General features: G+C 72.6%; 12 protein-coding genes. 5 read left to right on the top strand and 7 right to left on the bottom strand.

Translation table 11 applies throughout. The annotated features are described in order from the left end of the window. Positions 1 to 19: 19 nt before the first annotated feature. Positions 20 to 1,705, top strand: a complete 1,686-nt coding sequence (locus tag ABZT74_RS04880) for an AMP-binding protein (protein WP_356164964.1) — start codon at positions 20 to 22, stop codon at positions 1,703 to 1,705. Between the two features lie 15 nt (positions 1,706 to 1,720). After that, a complete protein-coding gene (locus ABZT74_RS04875; RefSeq protein ID WP_356164961.1) occupies positions 1,721 to 2,563 on the top strand; it encodes a PaaX family transcriptional regulator C-terminal domain-containing protein in 843 nt (280 codons plus the stop codon). 42 nt (positions 2,564 to 2,605) lie between these two features. On the opposite strand, the gene ABZT74_RS04870 is transcribed toward ABZT74_RS04875, so the two are convergent. Continuing rightward, a complete protein-coding gene (locus ABZT74_RS04870; RefSeq protein ID WP_356433640.1) occupies positions 2,606 to 4,873 on the bottom strand; it encodes a bifunctional salicylyl-CoA 5-hydroxylase/oxidoreductase in 2,268 nt (755 codons plus the stop codon). A gap of 85 nt (positions 4,874 to 4,958) precedes the next feature. After that, positions 4,959 to 5,786, bottom strand: coding sequence for an enoyl-CoA hydratase family protein (locus ABZT74_RS04865; protein ID WP_355874900.1), 828 nt, complete (start codon positions 5,784 to 5,786; stop codon positions 4,959 to 4,961). A 416-nt stretch (positions 5,787 to 6,202) separates the two neighbouring features. On the opposite strand from ABZT74_RS04865, the gene ABZT74_RS04860 reads away from it, so the two are divergent. Further along, positions 6,203 to 6,655, top strand: a complete 453-nt coding sequence (locus ABZT74_RS04860; RefSeq protein ID WP_355874903.1) for an ATP-binding protein — start codon at positions 6,203 to 6,205, stop codon at positions 6,653 to 6,655. Here ABZT74_RS04860 and ABZT74_RS04855 read toward each other — a convergent pair. The 3 genes from ABZT74_RS04855 to ABZT74_RS04845 all read right to left on the bottom strand — a co-directional run bounded on the left by ABZT74_RS04855 (position 6,612) and on the right by ABZT74_RS04845 (position 10,659). Then, positions 6,612 to 8,066, bottom strand: a complete 1,455-nt coding sequence (locus ABZT74_RS04855; RefSeq protein WP_356433418.1) for an amino acid permease — start codon at positions 8,064 to 8,066, stop codon at positions 6,612 to 6,614. The two genes, ABZT74_RS04860 and ABZT74_RS04855, sit on opposite strands and share 44 nt — an antisense overlap. 104 nt (positions 8,067 to 8,170) lie before the next feature. Further along, complete coding sequence (gene argF / locus ABZT74_RS04850; RefSeq protein ID WP_356164955.1) at positions 8,171 to 9,178, bottom strand: ornithine carbamoyltransferase; 1,008 nt, start codon at positions 9,176 to 9,178, stop codon at positions 8,171 to 8,173. A gap of 257 nt (positions 9,179 to 9,435) precedes the next feature. Next, complete coding sequence (locus ABZT74_RS04845; RefSeq protein ID WP_356164953.1) at positions 9,436 to 10,659, bottom strand: arginine deiminase; 1,224 nt, start codon at positions 10,657 to 10,659, stop codon at positions 9,436 to 9,438. A gap of 165 nt (positions 10,660 to 10,824) precedes the next feature. Here ABZT74_RS04845 and ABZT74_RS04840 point away from each other — a divergent pair, with 165 nt between their 5' ends. Beyond that, positions 10,825 to 11,904, top strand: coding sequence for an SPFH domain-containing protein (locus ABZT74_RS04840; RefSeq protein ID WP_356164950.1), 1,080 nt, complete (start codon positions 10,825 to 10,827; stop codon positions 11,902 to 11,904). Beyond that, positions 11,901 to 12,794, top strand: coding sequence for a hypothetical protein (locus ABZT74_RS04835; RefSeq protein ID WP_355874918.1), 894 nt, complete (start codon positions 11,901 to 11,903; stop codon positions 12,792 to 12,794). Before ABZT74_RS04840 ends, ABZT74_RS04835 begins: the two co-directional genes overlap by 4 nt. A gap of 391 nt (positions 12,795 to 13,185) precedes the next feature. Here the strand turns inward: ABZT74_RS04835 and ABZT74_RS04830 are convergent, their stop codons facing one another. After that, positions 13,186 to 15,729 carry a polynucleotide kinase-phosphatase gene (locus tag ABZT74_RS04830; protein ID WP_356433417.1) on the bottom strand — a complete coding sequence of 848 codons (2,544 nt, stop codon included), beginning with the start codon at positions 15,727 to 15,729 and terminating at the stop codon, positions 13,186 to 13,188. Next, a complete protein-coding gene (locus ABZT74_RS04825; RefSeq protein WP_356433416.1) occupies positions 15,726 to 17,204 on the bottom strand; it encodes a 3' terminal RNA ribose 2'-O-methyltransferase Hen1 in 1,479 nt (492 codons plus the stop codon). Before ABZT74_RS04825 ends, ABZT74_RS04830 begins: the two co-directional genes overlap by 4 nt. Between the last annotated feature and the right edge of the window lie 16 nt (positions 17,205 to 17,220).

Here is a 17,220-nt window from a genome sequence, read left to right as displayed (position 1 = left end):
GGCAAGGGGGCGAACCGCCATGCATCCCGTGGACCCCGCGGACACCTTGGCACCCGCACACTCGGCGCACGTCGACACCTTCGCGCGCGACCATCTCCCGCCCCCCGAGCAGTGGCCCGAGCTCCTCTTCGACCTGCCCGCGCTGCGCTACCCCGACCGGCTGAACTGCGCCGCCGAACTCCTCGCCGGCACCGATCCCGGACGCCCCGCCTTCCACACCCCGTCCGGTCCGCCCTGGACGTACGGGCACCTGCGCGACCGCGTCGACCGCATCGCCCACGTCCTCACCGGCCAGCTGGGCGTCGTCCCCGGCAACCGGGTGCTGCTGCGCGGCCCCACCACCCCGTGGCTGGCCGCGTGCTGGCTTGCGGTGCTGAAGGCGGGCGCCGTCGCGGTCACCGTGCTCGCCCAGCAGCGGCCGCACGAGCTGCGGACCATCTGCGGGATCGCCCGGGTGACCCACGCCCTGTGCGACCTCCGCTCGGTCGACGACCTGGCGCGGGCGGGCGTCCCCGGCCTGCGGATCACGCCGTACGGCGGTGACGCGGCGGACGACCTGCTGCTGCGCATCACCGGCGCGCCCGACGAGCCCTTCGAACCGGCGGACACGGCCGCCGACGACGTGGCGCTGATCGCCTTCACCTCCGGCACCACCGGCCGGCCCAAGGGCTGCATGCACTTCCACCGCGACCTGCTGGCGACGGCGGACACCTTCTCCGAGCATGTGCTGCGCCCGCGTGAGGACGACGTCTTCGCGGGCAGCCCGCCGCTGGGCTTCACCTTCGGACTCGGCGGGCTCGTCGTCTTCCCCCTGCGCGCCGGAGCCAGCTCCCTGCTGCTCGAACAGGCGGGCCCCCGCCAGCTGTTGCCCGCGATCGCCGAGCACCGGGTCTCCGTCCTGTTCACGGCACCGACCGCCTACCGGGCGATGCTCACGGAGCTGGACGGCCACGACACCGGCTCGCTGCGACGCTGCGTGTCCGCGGGCGAGAACCTCCCGGCGGCCACCTGGCGGGACTGGCACGAGCGCACCGGGCTGCGCATCATCAACGGGATCGGCGCGACCGAGCTGCTGCACATCTTCATCTCCGCCGCCGACGGGGACATCCGCCCCGGAACGACCGGCCTGCCGGTGCCCGGCTGGCACGCGCGCGTCGTCGACGCCGACGGGACCGCGCTGCCGGACGGCGAGCCGGGACTGCTCGCGGTGCGCGGCCCGGTCGGCTGCCGCTACCTCGCGGACCCCCGGCAGCGGGAGTACGTGCGCGGCGGCTGGAACATCACCGGCGACACCTACGTGCGCGACCCCGACGGCTACTTCCGCTACGTGGCCCGCGCCGACGACATGATCATCTCGGCCGGGTACAACATCGCGGGCCCCGAGGTCGAGGACGCACTGCTGCGGCACCCCGACGTGGTCGAGGCGGCGGTCGTCGGACGGGCCGACGAGGAGCGCGGTCAGATCGTGGTGGCCCATGTGGTGCTGAAGGAGGGTGCCCGCCAGGACGCCGAGGAGCTGCGCGTCTTCCTGAAGGCCGAGCTGGCGCCGTACAAGTGCCCCCGCGCGATCGTCTTCCTGGACGCGCTGCCGCGTACCGCAACGGGAAAGCTCCAGCGGTTCCTGCTGCGCGCGGAAACGGTCGCTGACGCACCGTCACCAGCCGCACCGGAGGGTGATATGTCCCCCCACGGCGGTCCCAAGTGATCTTCGAGCACTAGAGTGATCGACGTGTCAGACCTGCACGCTCCCCGCTCCCTCATCGTCACGTTCTACGGCGCGTACGGCCGCTTCATGCCCGGTCCGGTGCCCGTGGCCGAGTTGATCCGGCTGCTCGCGGCGGTCGGCGTGGACGCGCCCTCCGTCCGTTCGTCGGTGTCCCGGCTGAAGCGTCGCGGGCTCCTCGAACCGGCGCGCACGACAGGGGGCGCGGCGGGGTACGCGCTGTCGCCGGACGCACGGCAGCTGCTCGACGACGGCGACCGCCGGGTGTACGCGTCCGCGGCGCCGGCGGACGACGGCTGGGTGCTCGCCGTCTTCTCCGTGCCCGAGTCGGAGCGGCAGAAGAGGCACGTCCTGCGCTCACGGCTCGCCGGCCTCGGCTTCGGCACGGCCGCGCCCGGCGTGTGGCTCGCCCCCGCCCGGCTGTACGAGGAGACCCGGCACACCCTGGAGCGGTTGCGCCTCGACCCGTACGTCGAGCTGTTCCGCGGTGACCACCTCGGGTTCGCCGCGACGGCCGACGCGGTCGCCCGCTGGTGGGACCTGGCCGCGATCGCCAAGGAGCACGAGGCGTTCCTCGACCGGCACGAGCCCGTCCTGCGGGCCTGGGAGGCACGCGCGGACATGGTGCACGAGGACGCCTACCGGGACTATCTGCTCGCCCTGGACTCCTGGCGCCATCTTCCCTACACCGACCCGGGACTGCCCGCCGGCCTCCTGCCCGAGGACTGGCCGGGCTCCCGCTCGGCCCAGGTCTTCGGCGCCCTGCACGAGCGACTGCGGGACGCGGGCGGCGAGTTCGCCGGGGTGTCCCCGCGGTCGGAGCACCCCGCGGCGGAGTGACCCGGAAACCGGCCTCCGCCGCCCCCTCCCCCGCTCCCCGGCTCACGACCCCAGTGTGAGACGGGGTCGGGGCGCGTCCGTCCGGCCGGTCTGCGGACGTCTGCTGCCCGCACGGTAGGGCTCCGGCCAGCTGACGCCCGGTCCCTCGTAGCCCTGTTCGGCCGCCGCGTGGAGCGTCCAGTTCGGGTCGTACAGGTGCGGCCTGGCGAGCGCGCACAGATCCGTCCGGCCCGCGAGGATCAGGGAGTTGACGTCGTCCCAGGAGGAGATCGCGCCGACGGCGATCACCGGGACGCCGGTCTCGTGACGGATCCGGTCGGCGTACGGAGTCTGGTACGAGCGGCCGTAGTCGGGGCGTTCGTCCGCGACCACCTGGCCGGTCGACACGTCGATCGCGTCGGCGCCGTGCGCGGCGAAGGCCCGTGCGACGGCGACCGCGTCGTCACCGGTGGTGCCGCCCTCGGCCCAGTCGGTGGCCGAGATGCGCACGGTCATCGGCCGCTCCTCCGGCCACACGGCCCGTACCGCGTCGAAGACTTCGAGCGGGAAGCGGAGCCGCTTCTCCAGCGAACCGCCGTAGGCGTCGGTACGCCGGTTGGTCAGCGGGGAGAGGAAGCCGGAGAGCAGATAGCCGTGGGCGCAGTGCAGTTCGAGGAGGTCGAAGCCGCAGCGGGCGGCGCGGCAGGCGGCCTCGGTGAACTGCTGCCGCAGGTCGGTGAGTTGGGCACGGGTCAGTTCGCGGGGGGTCTGGCTGTCCCGCCGGTACGGGAGTGCGGAGGCGGCCACGAGCGGCCAGTTGCCGTCCGGCAGGGGCTCGTCGATGCCCTCCCACATCAGCCGGGTCGAGCCCTTGCGGCCCGCGTGGCCGAGCTGGAGACCGATGGCGGTACCGGGCGCCTGCCGGTGCGTGAAGTCGACGATCCGCCGCCAGGCGTCGGCCTGCCGGGGCGTCTGGAGCGTGGCACAGCCGGGCGTGATGCGGCCCTCGGCGCTGACGCACACCATCTCGGTCATCACCAGTCCGGCGCCGCCGAGGGCGCGTGCTCCCAGGTGGACGAGATGGAAGTCGCCGGGCACGCCGTCCTCGGCGGAGTACATGTCCATCGGCGAGACGACGACCCGGTTGCGCAGGGTCAGGCCGCGCAGCCGGAACGGGGTGAACATCGGAGGCGTTCCGGGCGGGCAGTGGAACTCCCGCTCGACCGCGGCCACGAAGTGCGGGTCGCGCAGCCGCAGGTTGTCGTGCGTGACACGGCGGCTGCGGGTGAGCAGGTTGAACGCGAACTGCCGTGAGGGCTGGCCGAGATGGCGGTCGATGTCCTCGAACCACTCCAGGCTGGCGCGGGCGGCCCGCTGGGTGGAGGCGACGACGGGGCGCCGCTCCTCCTCGTAGGCGGCCAGCGCCCGGTCGAGCGAGGGCTGCTCCTCCAGGCAGGCGGCCAGCGCGAGCGCGTCCTCGACGGCGAGCTTGGTGCCGGAGCCGATGGAGAAGTGCGCGGTGTGCGCGGCATCGCCGAGCAGTACCAGATTGCCGTGCGACCAGCGGGAGTTGACGACCGTGCGGAAGCGCGTCCACGCCGACTTGTTGGAGGTGAGCGGGCGTCCGCCGAGCACGTCCGCGAAGATCTTGCCGCACCGCTCGACGGACCCGCTCTCGTCGAGGTCCGCGAACCCCGCCGCCCGCCAGACCTCTTCGCGCATCTCGACGATGACGGTGGAGGCGTCGGCCGCGAACGGGTAGCCGTGCAGTTGCATCACGCCGTGTTCGGTCTCGGCGATCTCGAAGCGGAAGGCGTCGAGGGCGAAGTCCGCGGCCAGCCAGATGTAGCGGCAGCGGTGCTCCTCGACGGACGGGCGGAACACGTCCGCGTACGCCGCGCGGGTGAGGCTGCCCACGCCGTCGGCGGCGACCACGAGGTCGTAGGCGGTCATCAGGTCGGCCACGGGCGGGGCCTCGGTACGGAAGCGGAGGTCGACGCCGAGGGAGCGGCAGCGTTCGTGCAGGATCGCGAGGAGCCGGCGGCGGCCGAGGGCGGCGAAGCCGTGGCCGCCGGAGGTGTGCCGGACACCGCGGTGCACGACGTCGATGTCGTCCCAGCGGACGAACTCCTCGCGGAGCGCCGCGTAGACGACCGGGTCGGCGTGTTCGATGCCGCCGAGGGTCTCGTCGGACAGGACGACACCGAAGCCGAAGGTGTCCTCGGGGGCGTTGCGCTCCCAGACGGTGATCTCGCGGGCCGGGTCGAGGCGCTTGAGGAGGGCCGCGGCGTAGAGCCCGCCGGGTCCGCCGCCGATCACCGCGACGCGCAGCGCGCCCCTTCCGGCTCCTGGGTGACGCCCGGCGCCCGTGTCGGCGGTCCGGTTCCCGTGTCCGTCGTCCGCGCGCATCCGCCGGTCACCTCCCCCGCCACTTCGGTGCCCGCTTCTCGGTGAACGCGGCGTGGAACTCGGCGTAGTCCTCGCCGTGCATGAGGAGGGCCTGGGTCGCCGCGTCCATTTCGACGGCGGCGGCGAGCGGCATGTCCAGTTCGGCGGTGAGCAGTGCCTTGGTCTGGGCGTGGGCGAGGGCTGGGCCCTCGGCGAGCCGGCGGGCCAGGGCCTGCGCGGCCTCGTCGGCGTGCCCCTCGTCGGTGAGTTCGCTGATCAGGCCGATGCGTTCGGCCTCCGGCGCGCGCACGGGCTCGCCGAGCATCAGCAGCCGTGTCGCGTGGCCGAGCCCGACCACGCGGGGCAGCAGATAGGCGGCGCCCATGTCGCCGCCGGACAGGCCGACGCGGGTGAAGAGGAAGGCGAACCGGGCGCTCGGGTCGGCGACCCGGAAGTCGGCGGCGAGCGCGAGTACGGCTCCGGCGCCCGCGGCGACGCCGTGCACCGCGGCGATCACCGGGAACGGGCACTCCCGGACGGCGCGGACCACCTGGCCGGTCATCCGGTTGAAGTCGAGGAGCTGGGCGGTGTCCATGGCGAGGGTCGCGCCGATGATCTCGTCGACGTCGCCGCCGGAGCAGAATCCGCGCCCCTCGCCGGCCAGCACCAGGGCGCGGACGGACCGTTCGCGGGACAGCTCGGCGAGCAGGTCCCGCAGGTCGGCGTAGGCGCCGAAGGTGAGGGCGTTGAGCTTCTCGGGGCGGGCCAGGGTGACCGTGGCGACGCCGTCGGTGAGCTCGTAGCCCAGGTGCTCCCACTCGGGGGTGCGGGCGGCGGAGCCGGTGAAGGGACTCATGAGGTGCGGCCTCCTCGGGCGGGGGCGACGCTGCGACTGCCCTCCGAAGTTATCACCTATCCGTGACTGTCGTCACGAGTGCGCGATAGGCCGGTCGGGGCGTATCGGGTCCGGACCCGCGCCGCGTGGCCCGCGCCACGAGGGGGAGCCGGGGCCCGAGGGTCCTGGAGGGACGGGAGAACGGTCGCCGCGTCCGTCACCGGGTCACGGATCTTCGATAGCCGTGTAACGGCGGGAGCAGACACGGGAGGGGGACCGTTCCCCTGGGTACAGAGCCCCGTATCGGACCGAACGTCCCGAAAGGAGCCCCGGACGGCCCGGGGACACAGTGGCAGATGTCCGGAGAAAGCCCGCCGAGCACGTTTGCCCGACAGAGCCGTACCATTCCTAAGGTTGAAAGCAGGACAGCCTGCTCCATGAACGGACCCGCCTTGCACGACACCCCCGCCCCCGCCTCCTGGCGCATCGCGCTGCCGCACTCCGTCGCGGCCGTGCCCGTCGCCCGTGCGCTGGTCCGTACCGCACTCGCCGAGCTGGAGCACGCGGCCGACAGTGACACCGCGGAGCTGCTCACCGCGGAGCTGGTCGCGAACGCCGTCGAGCACACCGCGGGCGACGGGCCGATAGAGCTGGTCGTGGAGCTGCTGCCGACCGGCTGCCAGGTCGAGGTGCACGACCCCGACCCGGCGCCGCCGGGCGACCTCACGGTCCCGCACCCGGCCGAGCCCGATCCCTGGCAGGAGCACGGGCGCGGCCTGCTGCTGATCCGCACCCTCAGCTCGTCCTGCGGGCACCGCCCCACCGACTCCGGCAAGGCGGTCTGGTTCAGACTGCCTGTGGTTCCCGCTCAGCGGCGTCCGGTGCGCTGACGGCCGCGTCGGCCCCGGCACGGGCCAGCCGGGAGTTGCGGCGCCCGTAGACGACGTACACCAGGAATCCGGCCGCCAGGAACCCGGCGAACTGGATCCAGGTCGTCCAGCCGGTCTCGTACATCAGGTAGAGGCAGAAGCCCACGCCGAGCACCGGCACCACGGGGTAGAGCGGCACCCGGAAGGTGCGCGCGAGGTCCGGCTCGCGGCGGCGCAGCGCGATCACCGCGATGTTCACGGCCACCATCACGGCGAGTGTGCCGATGGTGCACAGGTTGACCACGGAGTCCAGCGACGCGAAGGCCGCGGGGAGCGCGAAGACGAGCGCGACGATCAGCGTGCCGGCGACCGGCGTCGACGTCTTCGGGGAGACCTTCTCGAAGACGCGCGGGACCAGGCCGTCGCGGGACATCGACATCAGGATCCGGGTCTGGCCGTACATCACGGCGAGCACCACGGAGGCGATGGCGACGACCGCGCCGAAGGCGATGACCCCGCCGCCGATGGTGGAGCCGGTCACCTCGTTGACGACGTAGGACAGTGCGGCGGGCCTGCTGCCGACCTTGTCCCCGCCGATGGCGCCGATCGCGGCGAGGGCCACGGCGCAGTACAGCACGGTGACCACGCCGATGCAGACCAGGATGGCGATGGGGATGTTCCGGCGGGGGTTCTTGGCCTCCTCGCCGGCGGTGGTGATGGCGTCGAAGCCGATGTACGAGAAGAACGCGGCCGTGGTGCCGGCGCCGATGCCGCCGAGTCCGGCGGGCGAGAACGGTGTGAGGTTGCCGTCCTTGAAGGCGCTGAACCCGATCGCGCAGAACAGCACGAGCACGACGAGCTTCAGCACGGCCATCGCGGCCGTCGCGCGGGCGCTCTCGCGGACACCGCGCACCAGCAGGACCGAGGCGAGCGCGATCACGACGACGGCCGGGAGGTTGATGATCCCGCCGTCGGACGGGCCGGCGGAGAGCATGTCGGGCAGGTGCAGGCCGGTGACGCTGACGAGCAGCTCGTTGACGTACTGGCTCCAGCCGACCGCGACGGCCGACACGGAGACGCCGTACTCCAGGAGCAGGCACCAGCCGACCAGGAAGGCCGTGCTCTCACCGAGTCCGGCGTAGGCGAAGGAGTACGACGATCCGGAGACCGGGATGGCGCCGCCCAGCTCCGCGAAGGCGAACGCGGTGAAGACGCAGGTGATCGCGGCGAGGAGGAAGGAGACGACCACGGCGGGTCCGGCCTGGGCGACCGAGTCGGAGAGTCCGACGAAGATGCCGGTGCCGACGATGGCGCCGACACCGAAGCAGATGAGCTGGAAGAGCCCCATCGTGCGCTTGAGTCCGTTGCCTTCGAGGTCGGCGCCGGACTCGGCTATCAGGTGAGCGGGGGACTTGATACGGGGAGCGGGCATGCGGGGTGGTGCTCGTTTCTGGTGGTGCGGTGCGACGGGGTGTGTCGCGCGACAGGCCTCGGAAGGGATGATTCCAAGGCCCGACGGACATCGTACGAAGGATTTCAGGCCAGAGTGGCGACCAGGACCGCCTTGATCGTATGCAGCCGGTTCTCCGCCTGGTCGAAGACGACGGAGTGCGCGGACTCGAAGACCTCGTCGGTGACCTCCAGCGAATCGAGGCCGTGGGCCGCGTGGATCTCGCGGCCGATCTCGGTGCCGAGGTCGTGGTAGGCCGGGAGGCAGTGCAGGAACCTGACGTCGGGGTTGCCGGTCAGGCGCAGCACGTCCATGGTCACGGCGTACGGGGAGAGGGCGCCGATGCGCTCCGCCCACACCTCCTTGGGCTCGCCCATGGAGACCCACACGTCGGTGACGACGAAGTCCGCGCCGCGGACACCGTCGGCGATGTGCTCGGTGAGGGTGATGCGGGCGCCGCTCTTCTGGGCCAGCTCGCGGGCCTGCGCGACGATCTCGTCGGCGGGCCAGTAGGCGCGCGGGGCGACGATGCGGACGTCCATGCCGAGCAGCGCGCCGGTGACGAGGTAGGAGTTGCCCATGTTGAAGCGGGCGTCGCCGAGGTAGGCGAAAACGGTCTCGCCGAGCGGCTTGGAACAGTGCTCGCTCATGGTGAGGACGTCGGCCAGCATCTGGGTGGGGTGCCAGTCGTCGGTGAGGCCGTTGTAGACGGGCACGCCCGCGTAGGCGGCCAGCTCCTCGACGGAGGCCTGGCTGTCGCCGCGGTACTCGATGGCGTCGAACATGCGGCCCAGCACCCGCGCCGTGTCCTTCACGGACTCCTTGTGGCCCATCTGCGATCCGGAGGGGTCCAGATACGTCGTCGAGGCACCCTGGTCCGCGGCGGCGACCTCGAAGGCGCAGCGCGTACGGGTGGAGGTCTTCTCGAAGATCAGCGCGATGTTCCTGCCGGCCAGGTGCCGGGTCTCCGTCCCGGCCTTCTTGGCGGCCTTGAGCCCGGCGGCCAGCTCGACCAGACCGAGGAACTCCTCGTCGGTGAAGTCCAGCTCCTTGAGGAAGTGGCGGCCGGCGAGGGCGGTCGGGACTGTCGCCATGGGGGCGCTCCAGGGATACGGGGGACGAGGGCGGGACGTTTGGAATTCTATACGACGCTCGGCATTTATATACGGCCTCGTGTTCGACTTCACCCGGAGACCCCCGCCCGGGCCCCCACAACCGGCCCGAGCCGGCCTGAGGAACGCCCCCCGACGCCCCTCACCGACCTCCACCACACGTCGCCGCCCGCTCACCGCCCCCTCGCCCGCCAGGACGGGACCGGCCGGCCTGCCCGCCTGCCTGCCTGCCTGCCTGCCTAGACGGGGTCGCGTTCGACGGGGCAGCTCATGCAGCGCGGGCCGCCCCTGCCCCGTCCCAGCTCGCTGCCGGGGATCTCGATGACCTCGATGCCCTGCTTGCGCAGATGCGTGTTGGTCGTGGCGTTGCGTTCGTAGGCGATCACGACACCCGGCTCGACGGCGAGGACGTTGCACCCGTCGTCCCACTGCTCCCGCTCGGCCGCGTGCACGTCCTGGGTGGCGGTCAGGACCCGGATCGCGTCGAGGCCGAGCGCCGCGGCGATGGCGCGGTGCATGTGCTCCGGGGGGTGGTCGGTGACCTTCAGCTCCTTCTCCCCCGCGCCGGGCTCGATGGTGTACGAGCGGAGCATGCCGAGGCCCGCGTACTGGGTGAAGGTGTCGCCGCCGACCATCGTCATCACGGTGTCGAGGTGCATGAACGCGCGCCGCTTCGGCATGTCGAGCGCCACGATCGTGGTCGCCGAGCCCGCCGCGAACAGCTTGTGCGCGAGCATCTCGACGGCCTGGGGTGTCGTCCGCTCGCTCATGCCGATCAGCACCGCGCCGTTGCCGATGACGAGGACGTCGCCGCCCTCGATCGTGGACGGGTAGTCGGCCTGCCCCTCCGACCAGAGGTTGAAGCCCTCGTCGCGGAAGAGCGGGTGGTGCCGGTAGATCGCCTCGAAGTGCACGGTCTCGCGCTGCCGGGCCGGCCAGCGCATCGCGTTGATGGAGACCCCGTCGTATATCCAGGCGGAGGTGTCCCGGGTGAAGAGGTGGTTGGGCAGCGGGCCGAGCAGGAAGTCGTCGAGATCCATGACGTGGAAGCGCACGGAGGTGGGCTCCGGGTGCGCGTCCAGGAACTCCCGCTTGGTCATGCCTCCGACGAGGACCGAGGCCAGCTCCGGCGCGGGCAGGGTCTCGAAGGCCGCCCGGAGGTGGTCGGTGGCGAGCGGGCCGTACTCCTTCTCGTCGAAGACCCGGTCCAGCACGAGCGACCGGGCCGCCGGGATCGCGAGGGTCTCGGCCAGCAGGTCCCCGAAGAGGTGGACGGCGACACCGCGGTCACGCAGCACGTCGGCGAACCCGTCGTGCTCGGCGCGCGCCCGGCGCACCCACAGGACGTCGTCGAAGAGGAGGGCGTCCTTGTTGCTGGGGGTGAGCCTTTTGAGCTCGAGGTCGGGTCTGTGCAGGATGACGCGGCGCAGCCGCCCGGCCTCGGAGTCGACATGGAATCCCATGCCTCCATCCTGACCATCCGGACGCGCGTTCACCCGCGGATCGCCGTGAGCCGCGTCGCATTCATTTCGTCCCCTTGACGATAAAGGTGACCCGCGCTTATCGTCTCGGTGACGACAACAGGGAACGACAGGTCGCCGGGAACGTCCGGCGCCGAGGGGGTACTCATGGCCGACATCACCCGCCGTCTTGGCTGGCGCCATCTGCGCGGGGGGCCCACCGCCCACGTCCGGCACCACCGCTCGGGGCAGCTGGTGCACGACGGCCCGGGCCTCAGCTTCTGGTACCGCTCGCTGACCGCCGCCCTGTCCGAGATCCCGGTGGACGACCGCGAGCTGGCGATGACCTTCCACGCCCGGACCTCCGACTTCCAGGACGTCGCCGTACAGGCCACCGTCACGTACCGGATCAGCGACCCCTCCCTCGCCGCCGCCCGCCTCGACTTCTCCATCGACCCCGACACGGGCGCCTGGCGCGGCACCCCGCTCGAACAGCTGGGCTCGCTGCTGACCGAGACGGCCCAGCAGCACGCTCTCGACGTCCTCGCCCGTACGTCGCTGGCCTCCGCCCTGGTCGACGGGGTCGCGGCGGTCCGGGAGCGGATCGCCGGAGGCCTCGCCGCCGAACCCCGGCTGCCCGCGACCGGCATCGAGGTGGTCGCCGCGCGCGTCGTCGCGCTGCGCCCGGAGCCCGAGGTGGAACGCGCGCTGCGCACCCCGGCCCGCGAGCAGATCCAGCAGGACGCGGACAAGGCGACGTACGAACGCCGGGCGGTCGCCGTCGAGCGGGAGCGCGCCATCGCCGAGAACGAACTCGCCAGCCAGATCGAACTCGCCCGTCGCGAGGAGCAGTTGGTCGACCAGCGCGGTACGAACGCGCGCCGCGAGGCCGAGGAGCACGCGGCGGCGGACGCCGTGCGCGCCGGGGCGGAGGCCGCCCGCACGGTCCGGCTGGCCGAGGCGGAGGCCACCCGGTCGCTGCGGCTCGCCGAGGCCGAGGCGAGCCGCAAGGTGCGGATGGCGGGGGCCGAGGCGCAGGCGGAGCGCGAGGTCGGCGCGGCCCGGGCCGAGGCGCAGGCGGCCTGGCTGCGGGTGCACGGCGATGTGGACGTCGCCACGCTGCACGCCCTCACCGGCACCCGGCTCGCGGAGAACCTGCCGCGGATCGAGAGCGTCACGGTGTCGCCCGACGTGCTGACCGGGCTGCTCGCCAAGCTGGGCAACGGAGCCGGCGGAGAGCAGGCGTGAGCCTCGCGCCCCGGGTCGTCCTCGTCCATCGCACCAGCGAGTACGAGGAGTTGGTGGCCCGGCACGGTACGCACGGGCAGGCCGCGTTCTTCCTGTCCTCGCGCGGCCGGGACATCACGGAGGTCGCCGAACGGCACCGGCGGGCCCGTGCGGCGCTCGCCGAGGTGGTCGCCGCCGTGCCGCTGACCTGGCGTCAGGCGCGGGTGGAGCGAGCCGATCTGGACCGGTTCCTGTTCGCGCCCGAGGACGTCGTGGTCGTCGTCGGGCAGGACGGGCTGGTCGCGAACGTGGCCAAGTACCTGGCGGGCCAGCCCGTCGTGGGGATCGACGCCGATCCGGGGCGCAATCCGGGCGTGCTGGTGCGGCATCGGCCGGGGGACGCGAAGGCGCTGCTCGGCTCCGCGTTCACGGGCGCGGCCGACGAACTGACCATGGTCGAGGCGGTCGCCGACGACACGCAGCGGCTGGTCGCCCTCAACGAGATCTACCTCGGAGCCGCGGGCCATCAGACGGTCCGCTATCGGCTGGGGCTCGACGAGTACGGGGGTGCCGTCGAGCCCCAGGCCTCCAGCGGGGTTCTGGTGGGGACCGGGACCGGTGCGAGCGGGTGGCTGCGGTCGGTGTGGCAGGAGCGCGGCGGGGGGCCCGCGTTGCCCGGCCGGACGGACCGGCGGCTGCTGTGGTTCGTCCGCGAGGCGTGGCCGTCGCCGGCCACCGGTACGTCGCTGGTGGCCGGTGAGCTGACCGCCGAGGGGCGGCTGTGTCTCACCGTCGAGTCGGACCGGCTCATCGTGTTCGGGGACGGGATGGAGGGGGACGCGGTGGAACTGACGTGGGGTCAGACCGTTCGGGTGGGGGTGGCGGGGGTTCGGCTGCGGCTGGTGGGGTGATCGGGGCCGCGGCCCGGTCGGGGCCGAGCCCGGTTCCCCGGGCCCCTTGACCTGCCTCCCCTGGATGCCACGTGCGGGCCCCTCCTGCCCGCGACCCGGTCGATGATCGGCCGACCGCCGGTGGGGGCTGATCGCGCAGTTCCCCGCGCCCCTTGGCCTCCTCCCCCGGATGCCATGTGCAGGCCCTGTCCAAGCCAGCGGCCGGGTCGACCGTCGACTGACCGCCCGTGGGGGTTGCTCGCGCCGTTCCCCGCGCCCCCAGGCGGCCTACGGCCGCCCCTGGCGCCGCCGTCGGCGGCCCCAGGGGCGCGGGGAACTGCGCGGGCACCCCCCACCGGCCGGCAGCCGGGTCACCGGCCCGGTGGGGGGTGGGCGAGGAGAGCGGTACCCGCTACAGGCGGGGGTCCACCGGTTCTGATTCCAGGGCCAGGGTGGCGAAGACCGCCTCGTGGACGCGCCAGAGGGGTTCTCCCTCCGCCAGCCGGTCCAGGGCCTCCAGGCCGAGGGCGTACTCACGGAGGGCCAGCGACCGCTTGTGGTTCAGGAAACGGCCCCGCAGGCGGGCCAGGTTCTCCGGGCGGGTGTACTCCGGGCCGTAGATGATCCGCAGGTACTCGCGGCCCCGGCACTTGATGCCGGGCTGCACCAGGCGCCCCTTCTCGCTCCGCACCAGCGCGCCGGCCGGCTTCACGACCATGCCCTCGCCGCCACGGCCCGTCATCTCCAGCCACCAGTCGACACCGGCCCGCACCGACTCCGGGTCACCGGTGTCGACGAAGAGCCGCCGGGTGGTCTGCAGCAGTCCACTGCCGTCGTGCTCCACGAGCCGGTCGATCAGGGCCAGTTGCCCGTCGTGCGGCAGGGCGGCGAGGCTCCGCCCCCGCACGGCCAGGATCTGGAACGGCGCGAGGCGGACGCCGTCGAGGCCGTCCGTGGTCCAGCAGTAACGCCGGTACGCCTCCGTGAACGCGTCCGCGTCCACGGCCCGTTCACGCTGACGCGTCAGCAGGTCCGCGACATCGATCCCCCGGGCGGCGGCCCCTTCGAGCGCGGACAACGCACCCGGGAACACGGCCCCGGACGCGGCGCCGACGGCCGCGTACTGGTTGCGCAGCAGCCCGGACGCCTTCAGCGACCACGGCATCAACTCGGCGTCGAGCAGCACCCAGTCGGTGTCGAGCTCTTCCCAGAGTCCGGCCTCGGTCGCGGCGGCGCGCACCCGGCCGAGGATCTCCTCGGTGACGGCGGCGTCGTCGAAGAAGGGCCGTCCGGTACGGGTGTACAGGGCCCCGCTGGGACCCTCCACGCCGAACCGCTCACGCGCCGCGTCCACGTCCCGGCAGACCAGGGCAACCGCCCGCGACCCCATGTGCTTCTCCTCGCACACGACCCGGTCGACCCCGTCCTCCTTGTACTGGGCGAAGGCCTCGGCGGGGTGCTCCAGGTAGCCCTCGACGTGCGAGGTCGCGGTCGGGGCCATGGTCGGCGGCAGGTACGGGAGCAGCCGCGGGTCCACGGCGAAGCGGCTCATGACCTCCAGGGCCGCGGCCGCGTTCTCCTCACGGACGGCCACCCGGCCGGCGTGCCGGGTCTCGACGACCCGGCGGCCGTACACGTCCGCGAGGTCCAGCGGCCGGCCCTCGTGACCGCCCGGCGCCTCGGTGGCGAGCGGCTTGGCCGGTTCGTACCAGACCTGCTCGGCCGGTACGTCGACGAGTTCACGCTCCGGCCAGCGCAGCGCGGTCAGCTTGCCGCCGAACACGGCACCGGTGTCCAGGCAGATGGTGTTGTTGAGCCAGGTCGCCGTGGGAACGGGGGTGTGGCCGTAGACGACGGCGGCACGCCCCCGGTAGTCCTCGGCCCACGGGTAGCGCACCGGCAGGCCGAACTCGTCGGTCTCCCCGGTGGTGTCGCCGTACAGCGCGTGCGAGCGCACCCGGCCCGAGGTACGGCCGTGGTACTTCTCGGGCAGACCGGCGTGGCAGACCACGAGCCGGCCGCCGTCGAGGACGTAGTGGCTGACGAGGCCGTCGACGAACTCCCGTACGGAGGCGCGGAACTCGTCGCTCTGCGCGTCCATCTGCTCGATGGTCTCGGCGAGTCCGTGCGTGTGCTGGACCTTGCGGCCCTTGAGGTAGCGGCCGAACTTGTTCTCGTGGTTGCCGGGGACGCACAGGGCGTCGCCCGAGCCGACCATGGACATCACACGGCGCAGCACGCCGGGGGTGTCGGGTCCGCGGTCGACGAGGTCGCCGACGAAGACGGCGGTACGGCCCTCGGGGTGCGCACCGTCGACGTAGCCGAGCTTGCCGAGCAGGGTCTCCAGCTCGGAGGCGCAGCCGTGGATGTCGCCGACGATGTCGAAGGGGCCGGTGAGGTGGGTCAGGTCGTTGAACCGCCTCTCGGTCACGACCGAGGCGTTCTCCACGTCGGCGACGCCGCGCAGGACGTGCACCTTGCGGAAGCCCTCACGCTCCAACTGCCGCAGGGAACGCCGCAGTTCACGGATGTGGCGCTGGATGACGCGACGTGGCATCTCGGCGCGGTCGGTGCGTGCGGCGTTCCGTTCGGCGCACACCTCCTCGGGTACGTCGAGGACGATCGCGATGGGCAGCACGTCGTGCTCGCGGGCGAGTTCGATCAGCTGCCGACGGCTGTCCTGCTGGACGCTGGTCGCGTCGACGACGGTCCGGCGGCCGGCCGCGAGCCGCTTGCCCGCGATGTAGTGCAGGACGTCGAAGGCGTCGCCGCTGGCGCTCTGGTCGTTCTCGTCGTCGGCGACCAGGCCGCGGCAGAAGTCGCTGGAGATGACCTCCGTCGGCTTGAAGTGGCGCCGGGCGAAGGTGGACTTGCCGGATCCCGAGGCGCCGACCAGCACCACGAGGGAGAGGTCGGTCACGGGCAGGACGCGCCCCTGGTAGGTCTCGTCGCTCATGCCGCCTTCTCCTCCTTGTTCGCGGTCGGGGTGGCTGTGGCCAGGGTGAAGACGGCCATCTGGGTCGGCGGTCCGACCTCGGGGTCGTCGAGACCGACGGGGGTGAACTCCACGGCGTAGCCGTGCCGTTCGGCTACCGTGCGGGACCAGCCGCGGAACTCCTCGCGGGTCCATTCGAAGCGGTGGTCGCCGTGCCGGCTGTGTCCGGCCGGGAGGGTCTCCCAGCGGACGTTGTACTCGACGTTCGGGGTGGTCACCAGGACGGTCCGGGGGCGTGCTGAACCGAACACCGCGTACTCCAGGGCGGGCAGCCGGGGCAGGTCGAGGTGCTCGATGACCTCGCTGAGCACGGCGGCGTCGTACCCCTTGAGCCGGCGGTCGGTGTAGGCGAGCGAGCCCTGGACGAGCTGGACGCGTGCGGCCTGCCGCTCGCCCATGCGGTCCAGCTTGAGCCGGCGCGCGGCGATGGTGAGCGCGCGCACCGACACGTCGACGCCGACGATCTCGGTGAACCGGGTGTCCTTGAGGAGCGCCTGCACCAACTGGCCCTGCCCGCAGCCGAGGTCGAGGACCCGGCTCGCGCCGGACGTGTGCAGCGCGGCGAGGATCGCGTCCCGGCGCAGCACGGCGAGCGGCACCGGCTTCTCCTCGGTGTCGGTCTCCTCGTCGACCGCGTTGTCGATCTCCGCGACGTCGGTGTCGTCGGTCTCGGCGAGGCGGACGAGTTCGAGCCGCTCCATGGCCTCCCGGGTCAGTGACCAACGCCGGGACAGGTAGCGGCTGGTGATCAGCTTCTGCTCCGGGTGGTCGGGCAGCCAGCCCTCGCCCGCGCGCAGCAGCTTGTCGACCTCGTCGGACGCCACCCAGTAGTGCTTGGCGTCGTCGAGGACCGGAAGCAGGACGTAGAGGTGGCGCAGCGCCTCGGCGACCGTCAGGCCGCGTGCCTCCAACTCCAGTCGCACATAGCGGGAGTCGCCCCACTCCGGGAACTGCGGGTCCAGCGGAACGGCCTCGGCCGACACGGTCCAGCCGAGCGGTTCGAAGAGGGCGCGGACGAGGTCGGCGCCGCCGCGCGCGGGCAGTGCGGGCACCTCGACGCGCAGCGGCCGGGTCTCGGCGGGCAGTTCGGGCCGGGCGGCGCACTGGCCCTTCATCGCGCTGGAGAAGACGGCGCTCAGCGCGACGGCGAGCAGCGAGGAGGCGGCGTACGGGCGGTCGTTGACGTACTGCGCGAGCGCGGCGTCGGGGGCGCCGCCGCGCCCCTTGCCCTTGCCGCGCCGGACCAGGGCCACCGCGTCGACCTCCAGGAGCAGGGCGGCGGTGCACCGCTCGGCGGTCGCCTCGGGGTAGAGGACGTGGGCCGTGCCGTAGGACGTCGAGAACGTCTGCGCCTTGTCGGGATGCTTGTGCAGCAGAAAGCCGAGATCGGTCGCTGGGCGCTCTGGGGTACCGGTGGTACTGATCGTCAGGAACACTGTCGTCTGCCTCGAA

Origin of the sequence: Streptomyces sp. NPDC005302 (assembly GCF_040607345.1) — a bacterium.
Lineage (GTDB): Bacteria > Actinomycetota > Actinomycetes > Streptomycetales > Streptomycetaceae > Streptomyces.
The sequence above is the reverse complement of the archived record's forward strand: the minus strand, read 5'-3'. Positions and strand labels throughout refer to the sequence as shown.